We start from the raw sequence: 15266 nt of genomic DNA on the forward strand, positions 1-15266 counted from the left end.
CAAGAACGCACTCGCCTCCGAGTTCCGCTATCGTACTATCGATGGCCGGGAAGGCCAGGTGGCACGAACCTGCGAGAGGAGTTTCCGATGGCGACCGATGAGACGAGCCTGCCCAAAAGCAATACGAATGGCTTTCGCACGCTGAAGCACGGGCGCTTCGACATCACCGTTCTGAGTGATGGCTACATAACGCTCCCTTCCGAGATTCTCATGCCCGAAGCGACGCCGCATGAGCGCAGGAACATTCTCCATCGGCTTGGGGGCGACGATAGTAGCGCGCCATTGCCGACCAACATTCCACTGATCCGGGACGGCGACGATCTTATCCTTATCGACGTTGGGGCGGGGGGGAATTTCCAACCGAGCGACGGCAGGCTCGCAAGCAATCTGGCATCGATCGGGGTGGACCCGGCTTCGGTGTCCAAAGTCGTCTTCACGCACGCCCATCCCGATCATTCCGGCGGAACGACACGTGCGGACGGATCGCTTCTGTTTCCAAATGCGAACTACTACGTGAGCGAAGCCGAGTGGTCGTTCTGGACGAACCCTGACTACGAGAAGGCGATGCCTGAACCGCTCCACGAGTTCGCGCGAGGCGCCCAACGAGATCTGTTCGCCGTCCAGGATAGGCTTTCGATGGTGAAGCCTGGCGACGAGATCGTATCAGGGATTAGCGTCGTCGGCACACGCGGACATACGCCGGGCCACGTTTCGATCGAGGTCGCCGGAGACGGCAATCTGCTGTTCTCGGGCGATGTCATTCCAAACAACATCGTTTCACTTGAAAATCCACATTGGCATTTCGGGTTCGACACGGAGCCGGACATTGCGCTCGCAAACCGAGCGGTGCTTCTCGACAAGGCGGCGAATGAAAAACTCCGGATCCTCGGCTACCACTGGACATATCCCGGGCTCGGCTACGTCGCGCGGAAGGGCACGGCCTACAAGTTCGAAAAGGATTAGACCATGCAAAATCGTGCTCATCCGCGTTTGCCCAGGGTCCCAGCAGGCATGTATGGGATGGTGCTCGGTCTCGCCGGACTCGGCGGCGACTGGAGGCTGGCGCACGAACTTTGGGGTTTTCCCGCTGAGGTTGGCGAGGCGATAAACGTCGTCGCTATCGCCGTCTGGGTGACGATCACCATCCTCTTCGCCGCCAAGTGGATCTTTGCGAGAGAGGAGGCGCTGGAGGAGGCTGACCACCCGATCCATTGCTGCTTCATTGGTCTCGCAGGCGTGGCGACGATGCTAGTCGCGCGTGCAGTCTTACCGTACTCCCATGCGATAGCCGTCGCCCTGCTGTTCCTCGGCATGGCGTTCTCGATCCTCTTTGCCACATGGCGAACCGGGGTCATGTGGCGCGGCGGCCGCGATCACGAGGCGACGACGGCCATCCTGTACCTTCCGACGGTGGCAGGCTCACTCGTATCGTCACTTGTCCTCGGCTCGTTCGGTTACACGGGGCTTGCGCAGCTTCTTTTCGGCGCCGGAATGTTTACGTGGGCCGCTACCGAGTCCGTCCTGCTGCAGCGTCTGCTGACCGCTCCGGAAATGGCTCCAGCACTTCGTCCAACGCTTGGCATCGTTCTGGCTCCGCCCGCAGTCGCATGTGCCGCATACCTGAGCATGACGTCTGGCCCACCAGATCTGTTTGCCAACGGACTGCTGGGCTACTGCCTTCTGCAGGTGGCCCTTCTTGTTCGCGTCGTGCCTTGGATCATGAAGCAGCCGTTCGCACCTTCCTATTGGGCGGCCACGCTCGGGACGACTGCGCTGGCGGCGGCATCCATGAGGATGGCTTCGCGCGGCGGAGACGGGATCGGCGGCCAGTTGGCGCCATACCTGTTCTTCTTCGCCAACGTTGTGGTCGGCGCTATCGCAATAGGCACGATAGCGCTCGTGGTGCAGGGGAGGCTCCTGACCGTCTCACATGCACGGCCCGCAGAGTAGCGGGGAGGTCGCGCGTATTCGGGCTAGGAAGGCCTCAATTCGACTTGCGGCCTGCTCGCTAGCTCCTTCGTGACAAGTAAAGCTGCAAGCACAACCGGGATCACGGCGCCATAAGAAAACCGGATCCCGATATGCTCCGCGACGAATCCAAGGAGAGGCGGACCAGCGAAGAATACCAGGAACGTCGTTTGGCCCAGCGACGCGACATTGATCGCAGGCGATCTGTCGGTCCGCCGGGCGGCTGCCGAGATCGCTAGCGGATAGACCGACGAGCAACCCAGACCCATCAGGCCAAAGCCGATCAGAGCTACGACTGGGTGAGGCGCCAGCACCACAATTATAAGCCCCCCGACGACCACGATGAGTAGGCTGGCCGCCACGGAGCGGGGTCCGTAGCTGTCCACCACTGGGTCCATGAAGAGTCGCCCAATCGCGATGAAAAACGAGAAGATCGCGACCGCAAGGCCACCGATGAACGGCGCGGCTTCGAAGACGTCCCGCATGTATATCGCCGACCAGTCTACGCCTGCGCCCTCGGCAAGCAGCGGAGCCGCGCCTATTAGGCAGAGTGGAAGGAGTGCGAGTGTCGGAAATGCGATGGTTGGGACCGTACCAGTGTCGCCGCCGGGGCGTGCTGGCGCATTCGAAATCTTTGAGAAGACGATCGATCCCGAGATTGCCACGACCAGAAAGACGGCGAGGTTGTGCAGTTCCATCGAGACATCGGCCTGTCGCATGCCAGCTCCGAGAAGGGCGGTCGCGAAGAAGCCGACGCTCCACATCCCGTGCGCGCGGCTCATTATCCTCCGTCCCAAGATCGCCTCATGACGATCGGTCTCGATGTTCGCATTGACCTCGAATGCCCCCGTCAATATCCCGGCCGCAAACATCACTGGGGCCGCCGCCCAAGCGCTAGACATCCAGGGGATTAGAGCGAAAAACAGCGCTGCTCCGAGTACAGTGACGTATGCGCTGGCCCGTGCGCCGAGCTTCTCGATGAGGGGAACGGAAAACGTGAGCCCGGCCAGAACACCCGTCGAAAGCGAAACGAGCAGCAGTCCGAGTTCCCCCTCTGTCAGATCGAATTTGCGTTGAAGATCCGGGAACCGCGACACCAAAGCGCCGAGAGAGGTCGCCACTGCAAATTGAATGAAGAAAATTCGTTGATGCGGCTTCATGAACGTCAACCCGGTCGGATTTCGACTCGTGTCATGGACATGGTGTCGCGCGAGAGTCCGTCAAGCGGCTGATCCGGGCACACCGAAAAGATGCCGTATCTTAGCCGCCAGCGAAACCGGATGAGCCGTTGCACGATCACGACCGTCGGCCTTCAAATGCTCTTGGGTTTCGACGCGTTTCGCCAGCAGCTGGCTCAGCTCTTCAACGAGAGCTGGACGCTCCTGCATCACATTTGCGAGGTGCTCCTTCGAGATTTCGTATACGACGACGAAGGTGAGGGCACGCATTGTGGCTGGCTCCGGAGCACCCATCAGGACGCCGCGTTCTCCGAAAAGGTCGCCGGGAGCCAGCCGGGTCACTTCTTCGCTCCCGCCATCTTCGTCATCGAGTTCGACCGCAACCACACCGCTACGAACTATCATCAAGGACGTCATCGAGGCGTTCTGCGGAGCGATGACCACACCCTTTTTGAACGTGCAGCGCTTCATGCTGTTCGCCACGGTCTCCATTTCGTCTTCTGTAAGCGCCGAGAAGAGCGGGATCGATGTCAGCAGGCGCCACGGCGTTCCGGGGTGCTTTGAGTTTTCTACTGGCGACGTTACCATCGGTGCGTTCGCCGCGGTCGATAGTTGGATGCCTGCGGCCTTAGCATGCCGATAGACGAGGTCGAAGATCTCGTTTTTGGCGATCCCTGTTTGGCCGAGGCTGGCCACCTTGAAGGAGAGCTCGACCTCGACCGCTGAGCCGTCGAGGCCCGTCACAGAGACCGACGGCGCCGGATACGTGAGGATCGAGTTCGCGCTCAGAAGAACGGTCCTCATCGTCTCCTCGATAGCCGCCGGCGACCTCGTCGGCAATGCCTTGATGATGACCTTCGAGCCATGGACGGCATCTGTTCCGGTGAGGTTTGTCAGCGTGGCCTTGGCAAGTGTGCTGTTGGGCACGATTACGAGGTCGTTGGTATCGTTCAGCAGGTGCGTCGACCTCCAATTCGTCTCGACCACTTGGCCGCGGACGCCACCCTCCACCTCGATCCAGTCGCCGACCGAATATGGCCTCCCTAGGTTTAGTGCGATCCCGGAAAAGACATCGTTCAGCGTACTCTGGAGAGCTAGACCGAGAACGATGGCAAATACGCCGGACGTCGCGACGAGGGTTCGTACCGGAAGATCGAAAACAAACGCGATGATCGACAGCGCAGCGCCGAGGTAAATGAAGGCCACTAGCAGATCCTGGAGGAGGCGGCCCTCTCGCGGCTTCCGTTCAAAGATCAGAAACACGCGGACCGAACTCGCAAGGACCATCGCGCCGCCAGCCCACCAAGTCGCTTTGGCGACGCCGATGAAAGTCCGGTGGGTCAGGCCCTCGTCACCAAGAACGGTTGTCCATGGGGCCACGTCGTGACCGACAAGTAAGATGGTCAGGAGTGCGAAAAAGGCGATATGGACGATGAAGCGGCGGGTGGGGTGACCGCGGACAAGGGTTCTTGCCCCAACAAGGCCTATGACTAGCCCCGCGAACTGCGTGATCGGGTCGAGAAGGGCGCCGTATAAGTTCATTGCGTCACTTCGCCTGATTGTCTCAATACCCGCAATTGGCCTTGGAAGTCGCGCTCTCGTCAAGAAGGAGACGTAAACGAGAGCGGGGTGGGCGGCCCTCCGGGCCACCCGAGCGAAATTAAACCTGAGCCTTACCGCCATCGGCGAAGAGTTCGACGCCGTTTACGAAACTGGAGTCGTCTGACGCAAGGAAGAGAGCCGCCTTGGCAATCTCTTCAGGCTCACCAACGCGCCCAAGCGGGATCGATGAAGCGAACGAGTCCAGGAAGCCCTGCTGGGCTACTTTGTCGTCGCCAACGAGTTCCACGAGACCAGGCGTCCGGGTCGGCCCAGGCGACAGCACGTTCACGCGCACGCCCGTGCCTTTGAGATCGAGCGCCCATGAACGCGCGAGGTTGCGGACCGCCGCCTTCGAAGCAGCGTAGACCGAAAACGCTTCCACACCCTCGACACTGGTGGTGGAGCCGATGAGGACGACGGACGAGCCTTTGCCAAGAAGCGGCAGCGCCTTTTGCACGGTGAAGATCACGGCCTTCACGTTGCGGCCGAAGGTGTCGTCCACCTGTTCCTCGGTGATCTGCCCAAGAGGAAGCACACTGCCGCCACCTGCATTGACGACGAGAGCATCCAGTCGGCCGTGGTTGGCCTTGACCTTCGCGAACAGGTGATCGAGATCTTCCATCTTCGTTGAGTCTGCGTTGACAGCAGTAACGTTGGCTCCGATCTCGGCGGCTGCGGCTTCGAGGTGTTCCTTCCGTCGCCCTGTGATGTAGACGTGCGCGCCTTCGGCGGCAAATAGCTTGGCGGTGGCGAGGCCGATCCCGCTGTTGGCGCCTGTGACGATGGCGACCTTGTTTTCAAGTCTCTTAGTCATTCTGTTCTCCATGTGAAAACGTGCAAAGGCATTCGGCCAGAGCACGCTTGGGCTAGTAATTTTGAGAAGAGCGACCTGGGGCGCTCTGCCCTCTATGTTATCTGGCCGCTTGGCGAGGAGCGGAATATAGCTCCCACCCCCAGAAAAGGCTTTCGATTACGTCGGATATGAAAAATGGACTCCCGCCTCGTGACGGGAGCCCTCGTCGGACTAAGCGGGGGTGGTCGCTCAGGTCCGCCGCGTGCCCGAAATAAGTGCTCGGATGAACGGGCCCAATGCCCCAATTTTGGAATATTTGAGACGCCAGCCATTCCGTGCGTCTCCGTCTAACATGAACTCACAGCAGGCCAGACAAGGTCGTGGTACTAAAGACGGGGGATAAGTCATGAGCCACCACGACCACCATTTCTGGGCCAAGGAGCCCCGTCGTCTTGAGACCTTCGAGAGTTCGCTGCGACAGGTCGCGGAGAGGTTTCGCCTGCGCTTCTATCTTGCTTGCATGTTTCCGGAGCTGCAGCGTGGCGGCCTTCTCGAAAACCTGATCACAAGCAATTGGCCGGGCGATTTGCTACAAAGCTACCGATCGGCCGACATGTTCAGCCAGAGCAAGATCATCGCAAAGCTGAAGGAGAGCGTTCTCCCGGTCTTGTCCGAGCAACTTCTTTTCGCTCGTGCGGAGAAGGAGGGCGTCGTCAGCAAGATTGCCGGGGTCTTCTATGACGACGGCTTCGCCTGCAATCTTGGCATAGCTCTGCACGACGCCAGGGGCCGACAGTTCCTTTTCATGCTCTCTGGATCGGATTGTTCGCAAGCAGATCTCGCTGATCTCGTGTTCGATCTGATGACCGCGCTGGACGATCTCACCAGAGGCATTGTCGAGAACAAGCTTCTCTCGCCGCGGGAGATCGAGTGTCTCCGTTGGACGGCAGCCGGGAAAAGCAGCGAAGAAATCGCCATCATCCTGGATCTAAGTAGCCACACGGTTACGGCGTACCTTAAAACGGCAATCAAGAAGCTAGGAGTGACCAACAGGGTTCAGGCTGTCGTTGCAGCTTACAAGCTGAAACTACTCTGAGGATATCGACATCGGCGGCCACCATGCTGCCATCGTTCGCCGCGAACAACGGACCGCCGACATCCGGCGCGACTCGAAACGAAATTGAGGAATCCTTGATGCTGAAAACCACATTCGCCACAGCCGTTGCCCTGCTTGCCCTCGCGCCGCTGGCCAACGCCTCGAGTGACGCAGCTTGGAACGCCCTCTTCGCCAAGGCGAACGGGACCTGCATCGGCCAGTCTCGCATGGTATCGCCAGAAGCTACCGCGCCGGTCGTTTTCGATGATGCTACCGGTAAGATCGCAGTTCTGCTTCGCGAGAAGAACCCAAAATCCAAGAAGATGGTGAACTTGATCTGTCTCTACGACAAGAAATCGGGCAAGGCTTCGGTCGCAGAATATCAGTGGCTGGGGCAGTGAATGCAATTCGGACAGGTTCATGGCTGTTGGTTTCCACGCAGAACTGAGCCGGTTAGGCGCATAATTTCCATTGAGAATTGAGCCATGTGAACCTTTCCCCAATGCGGCGAGCGGCGGGGGCAACGGAGTGATCCACATGGGACTTTTAAACATCATCCGCCGGATGGCGTTGCGCGAGAAGCAGTCGATCCGCGAGATCAGCCGGCGCACCGGGCTGTCACGCAACACGATCGCGAAGTATTTGAGCGCTGGTACGATCGAGCCGACGTTCACGGTACCGGAACGGCCGAGCAAGCTTGATCCTTTTGCTGATAAACTCGCCGGCTGGCTGAAGACCGAGGCCGGGCGATCGCGCAAACAGCGCCGAACGCTGAAGCAGCTTCATGCCGATCTGGTGGTTCTCGGCTTTACCGGCTCCTATGGGCGGGTCGCCGCGTTCGCCCGTGAGTGGCGGGTTGAGCAGCAGACGGCTGGCCGCGGCATATTCGTTCCGCTGTCTTTCCGGCCTGGCGAAGCATTCCAATTCGATTGGAGTGAAGATTATGCCGTGATCGGCGGCGAGCGTACGAAGCTTCAGGTCGCACACATCAAGCTATCGCACAGTCGGGCGTTTCTGGTCAGAGCCTACCTGCTGCAAACGCACGAGATGCTCTTCGACGCCCACTGGCACGGGTTCCGCGTGTTTGGCGGCGTACCTGGTCGCGGCATTTACGACAACATGAAGACCGCGGTTGATCGTGTCGGTCGTGGCAAAGAACGGCAGGTCAATATCCGTTTCCTTGCTATGACGAACCACTACGTCTTTGCGCCTGAGTTTTGCAATCCCGCCGCAGGTTGGGAGAAGGGTCAAGTCGAGAAGAATGTTCAGGATGCCCGACCGCGACTTTGGCAACAGATGCCGGACTTTCCAGATCTGGCGGCGTTGAATGCCTGGCTGGAACAGCATTGCCAGGATCTGTGGCGCGACATAGCGCACGGCACCTTGCCCGGCACGATCGCAGACGTCTGGTCCGCAGAACAGCCGACATTGATGGCACTCCCTGCCGCCTTCGATGGCTTCGTCGAACAGAGCAAGCGGGTCTCACCGACATGCCTGATCACCTTCGAACGGAATCGCTACAGCGTGCCTGCATCATTTGCGAACCGGCCCGTCAGCCTACGGATTTATCCGGAGCGACTGGTCGTGGTGGCCGAGGGTAATATCCTCTGCGAACATCAGCGGATCATAGAACGCAGCCACGACAAACCGCCACGAACAACTTACGACTGGCGGCATTACCTTGCGGTCATCCAACGCAAGCCCGGTGCCTTGCGCAATGGTGCGCCCTTCCTGGAATTACCGTTAGCCTTTCGGCGGTTGCAGGACCAGATGCTTCGCCGCCCCGGCGGTGATCGTGAGATGGCCGATATCCTTGCTCTCGTCCTTCATCATGACGAACAGGTCGTCCTTCGCGCTGTGGAACTGGCCCTGGATGCGGGCGTGGCATCCAAAACGCATGTGCTGAACCTACTGCATCGACTGATCGACGGCAAAACCACTGATGGTCCCGATATCGACACACCACAGGCGCTGACCTTGCTGCGCGAACCCAAGGCCAACGTCGAACGCTACGATGGCCTGCGCGTCCGGATAGCAGGAGGCCGCAATGCGTCATGATCCTGCCAGCGCCGCCGTCGTCATCATGCTGCGTAGCCTGAAGATGTATGGCATGGCCCAAGCGGTCACGGACCTGATCGAGCAAGGAGCCCCAGCCTTCGATGCGGCCGTGCCGATCCTGTCCCAGTTGTTGAAAGCCGAAATGGCCGAACGTGAGGTTCGCTCGATCGCCTATCACATGAAGGCTGCGCGCTTCCCCGCCTACAAGGACATCTCTGGATACGACTTCGCCGCCAGCGAGATCAACGAAGCGACGGTGCGCCAACTGCATCGATGCGAGTTCATGGACGGAGCGCACAACATTGTCCTCGTCGGTGGACCGGGCACAGGCAAAACACACGTCGCGACCGCTATCGGCGTCCAGGCGATCGAGCACCACCGCCGAAAAGTTCGCTTCTTCTCGACCATCGAACTGGTCAACGCTCTCGAGCAGGAGAAGGCCAAAAGCAAGGCAGGCCAGATCGCCGAGACGCTGGTCCGTCTCGATCTGCTGATCCTCGATGAGCTCGGATACCTTCCGTTCAGTGCTTCCGGCGGAGCGCTGCTCTTCCACCTGCTGAGCAAGCTCTACGAGCGCACCAGCGTCATCATCACCACCAACCTCAGCTTTAGCGAATGGGCCACGGTCTTCGGTGACGCCAAGATGACCACCGCTCTGCTCGATCGCCTGACCCACCGTTGCCATATCCTCGAAACCGGAAATGACAGCTTTCGCTTCAAGGCCAGCTCGGCCGCAGCAGCACAGAAGAGAGGAGAAAAGGCCAATCCCTTGACCAAACCCTGATCAGAAAACCATACTGAGAGGTGGCTCACTTCTCGGTGGAAAAACCGGCTCAGTTCCGCATGGAAACCAACACAGATGCGCCTGGAAGTAACCTGTCTCTCACCACATACCTTCGTTTAGTTGCGCCAGCAGGCCAACCGCGCCCATCGTCGCCCCGCGAAGTGAATAAGGCAGGTAAAATGGCCGATGCGACAACTCGATCAAAGACAATCGCCTTGGACACGCCCGCCGAAACCATGGCTGCGCTCGTCAGCCTTCGTCAATGCCTGATGGAGACCTTGGCTGGACAAGGACGCCATCGTCTGCGGCGCAAAAAAGACCCGCCAAAGGCGGGCCAAATCGCTCGGGGAGTAACCGAGCGGGGGGGGATTCAAAGAGGGCGAACCTCAAACTGGCTAGGAGCTTGGTCGCTTTCCGGCGGCCGCCAATCCAAGCCCTGCGAGGACAAGACCACTCTACGCCGCCGAGAAGCAGGTTTGGTGAAAGAAGTATTCAAAGTTTGATGACTTTGCACTTCCGGTCCTTAAAGCCCCAGGCTTGGCTTAAACGTCCAATCCCATAGTTGTCGGCGTTGGTAGGGCGTCGAGGATGCGAGATGTCGCAGGTGTCCAACGGGATGAGGCCTTTTCCGCCCCATGTCTTCGCCCGTTATTTGGAGGGGGTCAAATGAAAACGCAGACGTTAGTAAAACTCACTGTGATAGCAGCATCGGGCGGTTTCTTCACTGATTTGCCCTCGAGAGCCGATGATGCAATTGTGGCTGCAGAGCCGGAGTCTGTTGAACACCTTCTGGTCTGCGACGCGTATGGTACCAGTTACTTCTCTATCCCTGGGACCGAAACCTGTTTACGCGTCGGCGGTTATGTTCGTTTCGACGTCGGCTTCGGATTCGGGGACGCTTACCAGAACAACACGGCCGAAGATTGGGGAGCGCGGACCCGGGCAAAGGTCTGGTTTGACGCCAAAAACGAAACCGATTACGGCACGCTGTCGAGTAAGATTGTGCTGGAGTCGAATTATCGACCCAGCGATCTCGTTATCGGAGGGGCAGGTGGCGGGGCTTCGACTGACCTCGGTGAAAACCTCGACGGCACCTTTATCGAGGAAGCGTACATTGAATTAGGAGGCTTCCGCGTCGGCAAGTTCCTGAACTGGTGGGATGACGACCTCTCAAGCGAAACAGAGGCAATGAAGAATGCCACCGATTTCAATGCAATTCGGTTCCAGTACGAAAACGGTGATTTTTACGGCGGCTTCTCCCTGGAAGAACTAGGTGGGACTGGAACGTCCTTCGGCGGACCTTTTACCACCGGCGCAGACGACTACAGCAACAGTCCCGGATATGACGCTTCCGTCGGTGGCAAGGTCGGCGGGTACACATGGGCCGTGTATGGAGGCTATGATAGCGGCAACGATGAAGGTGCGGTGACCGCGCGGGTCGGCACCGATATCGGACAAGGCAAATTCGACTTCGCGATCCTTTGGTCCAGCGGACTGGGTCGGGGGGCGAACGGCGGGAACGCTTACTACAATCTCGGAGAGTGGGGCTTCATTGCTCAGTACGCTTTTGCGGTAAACGACAAGTTTTCGGTCACCCCGGCCGTGCAGTATAATCAAAACATCACCACTGACGCTGATGGATCATGGGACGACGGCGATTTCTGGCGAGCAGGCGTGACGTTGGACTATCGGGTGGTGCCGGAGCTAAGCGCGAAGGCTACTGCGACCTATGTCAGCGAAGACTACGGCGACCATGCCCTCAAAGGCAAGCTGGATGCGGATTGGGTGGAAGGCTTCTTCAGGCTTGAGCGCAACTTTTGAGGCGATAGACGAAAGCGCACTAAGGCAATTCGCCGCCATTTTTACAGCGGATGGCTGATGTGGCGGCATTAGGTCGGACTTAGCATCTTTCCACGCGCCGGGACAAATAGAGAACTTTGGCAAGGGGATCAATGGTATCGGTCCCGTGGTTGCAGCAATGAACGGTTCTGCAGCTAATTGGCAATGGGTCTTCGCGTTATGATTGCATCATCGAGTTACTTTTGATCGATAGGCAGCCTTGAGGAGCGTAAACGTCATGAAGCAAACATGTGCAACAACCGTTCGGCATTTTAGCAGTGTTCGTGTTTAGAACCAGGTAGACTGGGCCACGGCGCTTTGAGTCTGGCGAATATCGAAGGCTGCTCTGGTTGCAAGGGTTGCACTCCGCGTCACATCGAGTTGGCAGATTCGCGGAAACGTTCAGCGCCTTTCTGACTGCCTCCAGCCCATCCAGCTGCTAAAGTTTTCCCAGGTTAAGACGATGCCCGCAAAGGTGACTAGCAGCGGCGGGATTCCGAAAGCTAAGGCTGTAAAGAAGCTGTTCTCACGGATTAGCCAAACCGAAGTGTAGGCTCCGGCTAAAATCATCACGAGACCAACAATCGTTGAGAGGATATGCCGCATAATGACCTTTCATTGCGAGACCCGGTCTATGACACAATGCGAGCCTCCTTTGCCTACCACGAAAGGCGAGGGCGGCTCTTCCCTTAAATCTCTCATCCGCCGTTCAGGTTCGTTGGGGTGAATGCTAGCGTGCTCTTGGTGGGCCGAAAGCGGACATCACCACTTTGAGAAAATATCATCGTTCTCTTCCAGTAGAACCGCGCCGGCTAACCCATCCCGACCAAGCCAATCGGAAGCAGGATGGCGGCGAGCCCCGGCAGACTTCAGATGTTACACTCACAAATCTTCCGAGGCATCGAACAAGTGCCTGATCCGGTCAGCGAAGGAGTATGTCTGCTGCTTCGGAGTCTTTACCAACTCGGCCATGACGTGGTGATCATGCTCGGCGTGACGATGGGAGAGGGCTCGCAACTGATCCCGCAACCACGGCTTTTCGGTAAGGATTGGGCGTAGAACCTCCGAGGGTATCTCGTAAGCGACCACTGGCGTCAGGGTCCTCTTCGACGCCGTCTCCGGCAATCCCGAAAGTATGCTTCGTTCGCCAAAGCAGTCATGCGGGGCAAGGCGGGTGAGTTCGACCACCTTCTCGGCAAGCTGCCTTTCGACAACGACGACGCCGCTCCGCACGATAAACAAGCCGTGGCAAATCTCGCCCTCCGCCACGACCATGGTATCCTTGTCAAAGACTCTCCTCACCAAAGTCTCCGCCACCTTTTCCTTTTCGTCATCAGAGAGCGCCGCGAAAATCGCGATCGAATTGACCAGCCGCCACGGCGTTCCCCTGGATTGAGCTTCCGTAACTGTGGCTGGGGGGTATTCAGGAAAGCCGGCAGTCGACGCCATTGCCAAGTTCGACGCACGAGCGTGGCGAAAGACAAGATCGAAGAGTTCGTTCTTGGCATCTACGGTGCGAGTGATGTCCCTGACGCGGCATGCAAGCTCGACCTCTACGGCAGTCGCATCCAGTGCAGTGATCCGAACAGAAGGCTCGGGATGCTTTAAGATGTGATTGCTGCTCCACAACACCGTGCGCATCACGTCTTCGATGGTGGCGGGAGAGTGGGTTGGCTTCATTCTCAGCTTGAGCGTGATGCCATGTGTTTCGTCGGGGCTGCTTTGATTTACAATTCTGGCCTTGGCCAATGCGCTGTTCGGAACGACTACAAGGTCATTGGCACCGTTAAGGAGATGGGTCGCGCGCCAGTTCGTTTCGACGACGCGTCCCTGTATTCCATCGTCCAAAACCACCCAGTCGCCGATCCGATACGGCTTGCCGAGATTCAACGCCACTCCCGAGAACACATCCGCGAGCGTGTTTTGAAGCGCCAAGCCGAGAACGATGGCGAAGACCCCGGAGGTCGCGATCAACGTGCCAACTGGAATATTGAACACGTTCGATGCGATCGACAGGAAGGTGCCCCCAAAGATCAGCCCGACCAGGACGTCTTGAAGCAGTCGTCCTTCTCGTGGTGTGCGCTCGAAAACCAGAAAGAGCCGGATGAGGCTGACAAGTAGCATCGACCCGGATATCCACCAAATGGACTTGCCGATCGCCTGACTGGCTCCGACGACCCGCGACCCGGGAGAGGGCGATGCCTCGTAGGGTGCGATCTGATGGTAGAGCAGGACTGCGGTCAACGCCGAGAAGAATGACGCGTTCAGGAAGAGCTTGATGGGAGGAGTTGCCCTGCCGAACACGCGGGTTGCAATTCTCAAGGCAACGAGGCCGAACAGCTGAATACGGAAGTCGTATAGCACTTCGTAGGGCATCTGGGATGCTGGCTCCAGTATCTCGCGGGAAGGGGATGTGTCTCAGATCGTCGCCCGTCCGTGCAGCCACCGCGAAGTGAGGGACGCTGCGGATCGCGCAGGGAATGCCGACGCTAGCGTGTGAGACAAGGCCAAGTCTTGCACGGAGGCGACACGATAATTTCGCCCGCCGCTTTCCGGCGGCGATGTCCACAGCTCAACCGATTATCCGCTCTCAGTGTATGATGCTTCAACAGATCAGCGGATTATCAATCGTCACCTAGCGGCGCATCTTGGGCTCATCAGAACAGCCCGCGCTCTTGGCGCAACGAAGGAGAACTTCAATGGTCGAATTGCCCCGCAAGGAAGTCTTCGAGACGTCTGCAGAAGCCGATCGCAAGATCAAGGACGTCCCGTCTGCCCCCGCTGAGACGCCTGCTCCCGCAGCCCCGGCGAAATCGCGCAAGTCAGTCGTAAAAAAGAGCATATTCGCTTTGGTTCTTTTGGCCGGCGCGGCATACGGAGTGCACTACGGCAACCATTATTGGACCGTCGGCCGTTTTATCGAGTCGACCGATGATGCCTACGTGAAGGCTGACTACACGACGACGGCCCCAAAAGTGGCGGGCTATATCAAGGAAGTCCTTATCAATGACAACGATGTCGTCAAAGCAGGTCAGGTAGTCGCTCGTATAGACGATCGCGATTTCCAGGCGGCGCTCAATCAGGCTCGAGCTGACGTCAAGGCCGCAGAGGCAGCCATCACAAACATCGACGCCCAGATCGAATTGCAGAAGTCCGTGATCGGCCAGTCCAAAGCGGCAGTCGACGCTTCCAACGCCTCGCTTGTCTACGCCAAGTCGGAGGCCGCGCGTAACGCCCGCCTGATTGTCAGCGGCGCGGGCAGTCAGTCGAAAGCAGAGCAGACACAGTCGCTCATGGACCAGGCCTCGGCCGCTCTCGAACGCGATCAGGCAGCACTTGTTGCCGCCAAAAACAAGGTTCCCGTTCTGGAGACGCAACGCACCCAGTCCGTCGCACAGCGCGACCGAGCCGCGGCAGTGGCGAGCCAGGCAGAACTGAATTTGTCGTATACCGACATCGTCGCAGCCGTCGACGGAACCGTCGGCGCACGATCGATCCGGGTTGGCCAGTTCGTGTCGGCAGGCACCCAGTTAATGGCCGTTGTTCCGCTACACTCGGTTTACATCGTAGCAAACTTTAAAGAGACCCAGCTTACTTACGTGAAGCCTGGGCAACTGGTCGACGTTAAGGTCGACAGCTTTCCTGATCTCGACATCAAGGGGCACGTCGACAGTATTTCTCCGGCGAGCGGTCTCGAGTTCTCGCTTCTTCCTCCGGACAACGCCACGGGCAACTTTACGAAGATCGTCCAGCGCATCCCCGTGAAGATCGTCCTCGACAACGACGAGATCGCCGGCCGTCTGAGGTCTGGCATGTCCGCCGAGCCGGAAATCGATACCAAGGCAGCGCAACAGTCCTCGGAGAAGTAGCGATTATCCGCTCGCGGCGGACAGTCCTACCCATCCTTTCCCGATTATCAGCAACCCATCGTCGTGAGAGATTCCGGTC

Annotated in this window: 12 protein-coding genes; 8 read left to right on the forward strand and 4 right to left on the reverse strand. The window is 58.4% G+C overall.

Going from position 1 to position 15266, the window contains the following annotated elements; all coding sequences use genetic code 11:
- Positions 1-87 precede the first annotated feature (87 nt).
- Together AC1DNK_RS21995 and tehA are read left to right on the forward strand one after the other, a co-directional pair.
- Positions 88-963: an MBL fold metallo-hydrolase gene (locus AC1DNK_RS21995; RefSeq protein ID WP_477943332.1), complete on the forward strand. Its 876-nt coding sequence runs from the start codon at positions 88-90 to the stop codon at positions 961-963.
- Between the two features lie 3 nt (positions 964-966).
- Positions 967-1950, forward strand: coding sequence for a dicarboxylate transporter/tellurite-resistance protein TehA (tehA, locus tag AC1DNK_RS22000; protein ID WP_477943333.1), 984 nt, complete (start codon positions 967-969; stop codon positions 1948-1950).
- Positions 1951-1973: 23 nt separating this feature from the next.
- Here the strand turns inward: tehA and AC1DNK_RS22005 are convergent, their stop codons facing one another.
- From AC1DNK_RS22005 to AC1DNK_RS22015, 3 genes are all read right to left on the reverse strand, one after another.
- Positions 1974-3128, reverse strand: a complete 1155-nt coding sequence (locus tag AC1DNK_RS22005; RefSeq protein WP_477943334.1) for an MFS transporter — start codon at positions 3126-3128, stop codon at positions 1974-1976.
- Between the two features lie 60 nt (positions 3129-3188).
- On the reverse strand, positions 3189-4688 hold the full coding sequence (locus AC1DNK_RS22010; RefSeq protein WP_477943335.1) for a mechanosensitive ion channel family protein: 1500 nt from the start codon (positions 4686-4688) through the stop codon (positions 3189-3191).
- 118 nt (positions 4689-4806) lie between these two features.
- Entirely contained in the window at positions 4807-5562 is a 756-nt protein-coding gene (locus AC1DNK_RS22015) for an SDR family NAD(P)-dependent oxidoreductase (protein WP_477943336.1), read from the reverse strand.
- 385 nt (positions 5563-5947) lie between these two features.
- Between AC1DNK_RS22015 and AC1DNK_RS22020 the strand changes: the two genes are divergently transcribed.
- From AC1DNK_RS22020 to AC1DNK_RS22040, 5 genes are all read left to right on the forward strand, one after another.
- Positions 5948-6637 carry a helix-turn-helix domain-containing protein gene (locus AC1DNK_RS22020; RefSeq protein ID WP_477943337.1) on the forward strand — a complete coding sequence of 230 codons (690 nt, stop codon included), beginning with the start codon at positions 5948-5950 and terminating at the stop codon, positions 6635-6637.
- A gap of 98 nt (positions 6638-6735) precedes the next feature.
- Positions 6736-7038, forward strand: coding sequence for a hypothetical protein (locus AC1DNK_RS22025; RefSeq protein WP_477943338.1), 303 nt, complete (start codon positions 6736-6738; stop codon positions 7036-7038).
- 136 nt (positions 7039-7174) lie between these two features.
- Entirely contained in the window at positions 7175-8695 is a 1521-nt protein-coding gene (gene istA / locus AC1DNK_RS22030; RefSeq protein ID WP_112386619.1) for an IS21 family transposase, read from the forward strand.
- The gene (gene istB, locus AC1DNK_RS22035; RefSeq protein ID WP_112386620.1) at positions 8685-9479 is read left to right on the forward strand and encodes an IS21-like element helper ATPase IstB; all 795 of its coding nucleotides are present in this window, start codon (positions 8685-8687) and stop codon (positions 9477-9479) included. The genes istA and istB overlap by 11 nt, the downstream gene beginning before the upstream one ends.
- A gap of 666 nt (positions 9480-10145) precedes the next feature.
- The gene (locus tag AC1DNK_RS22040; RefSeq protein ID WP_477943339.1) at positions 10146-11300 is read left to right on the forward strand and encodes a porin; all 1155 of its coding nucleotides are present in this window, start codon (positions 10146-10148) and stop codon (positions 11298-11300) included.
- Between the two features lie 900 nt (positions 11301-12200).
- Here the strand turns inward: AC1DNK_RS22040 and AC1DNK_RS22045 are convergent.
- The gene (locus AC1DNK_RS22045) at positions 12201-13694 is read right to left on the reverse strand and encodes a mechanosensitive ion channel domain-containing protein (protein WP_477943340.1); all 1494 of its coding nucleotides are present in this window, start codon (positions 13692-13694) and stop codon (positions 12201-12203) included.
- Between the two features lie 323 nt (positions 13695-14017).
- Between AC1DNK_RS22045 and AC1DNK_RS22050 the strand changes: the two genes are divergently transcribed.
- Positions 14018-15187 (forward strand): HlyD family secretion protein, encoded by a 1170-nt coding sequence (locus AC1DNK_RS22050; RefSeq protein WP_477943341.1) that lies wholly within the window; start codon positions 14018-14020, stop codon positions 15185-15187.
- Positions 15188-15266: the final 79 nt, after the last annotated feature.

It is taken from the genome of Rhizobium sp. 01N424 (genome assembly GCF_056399485.1).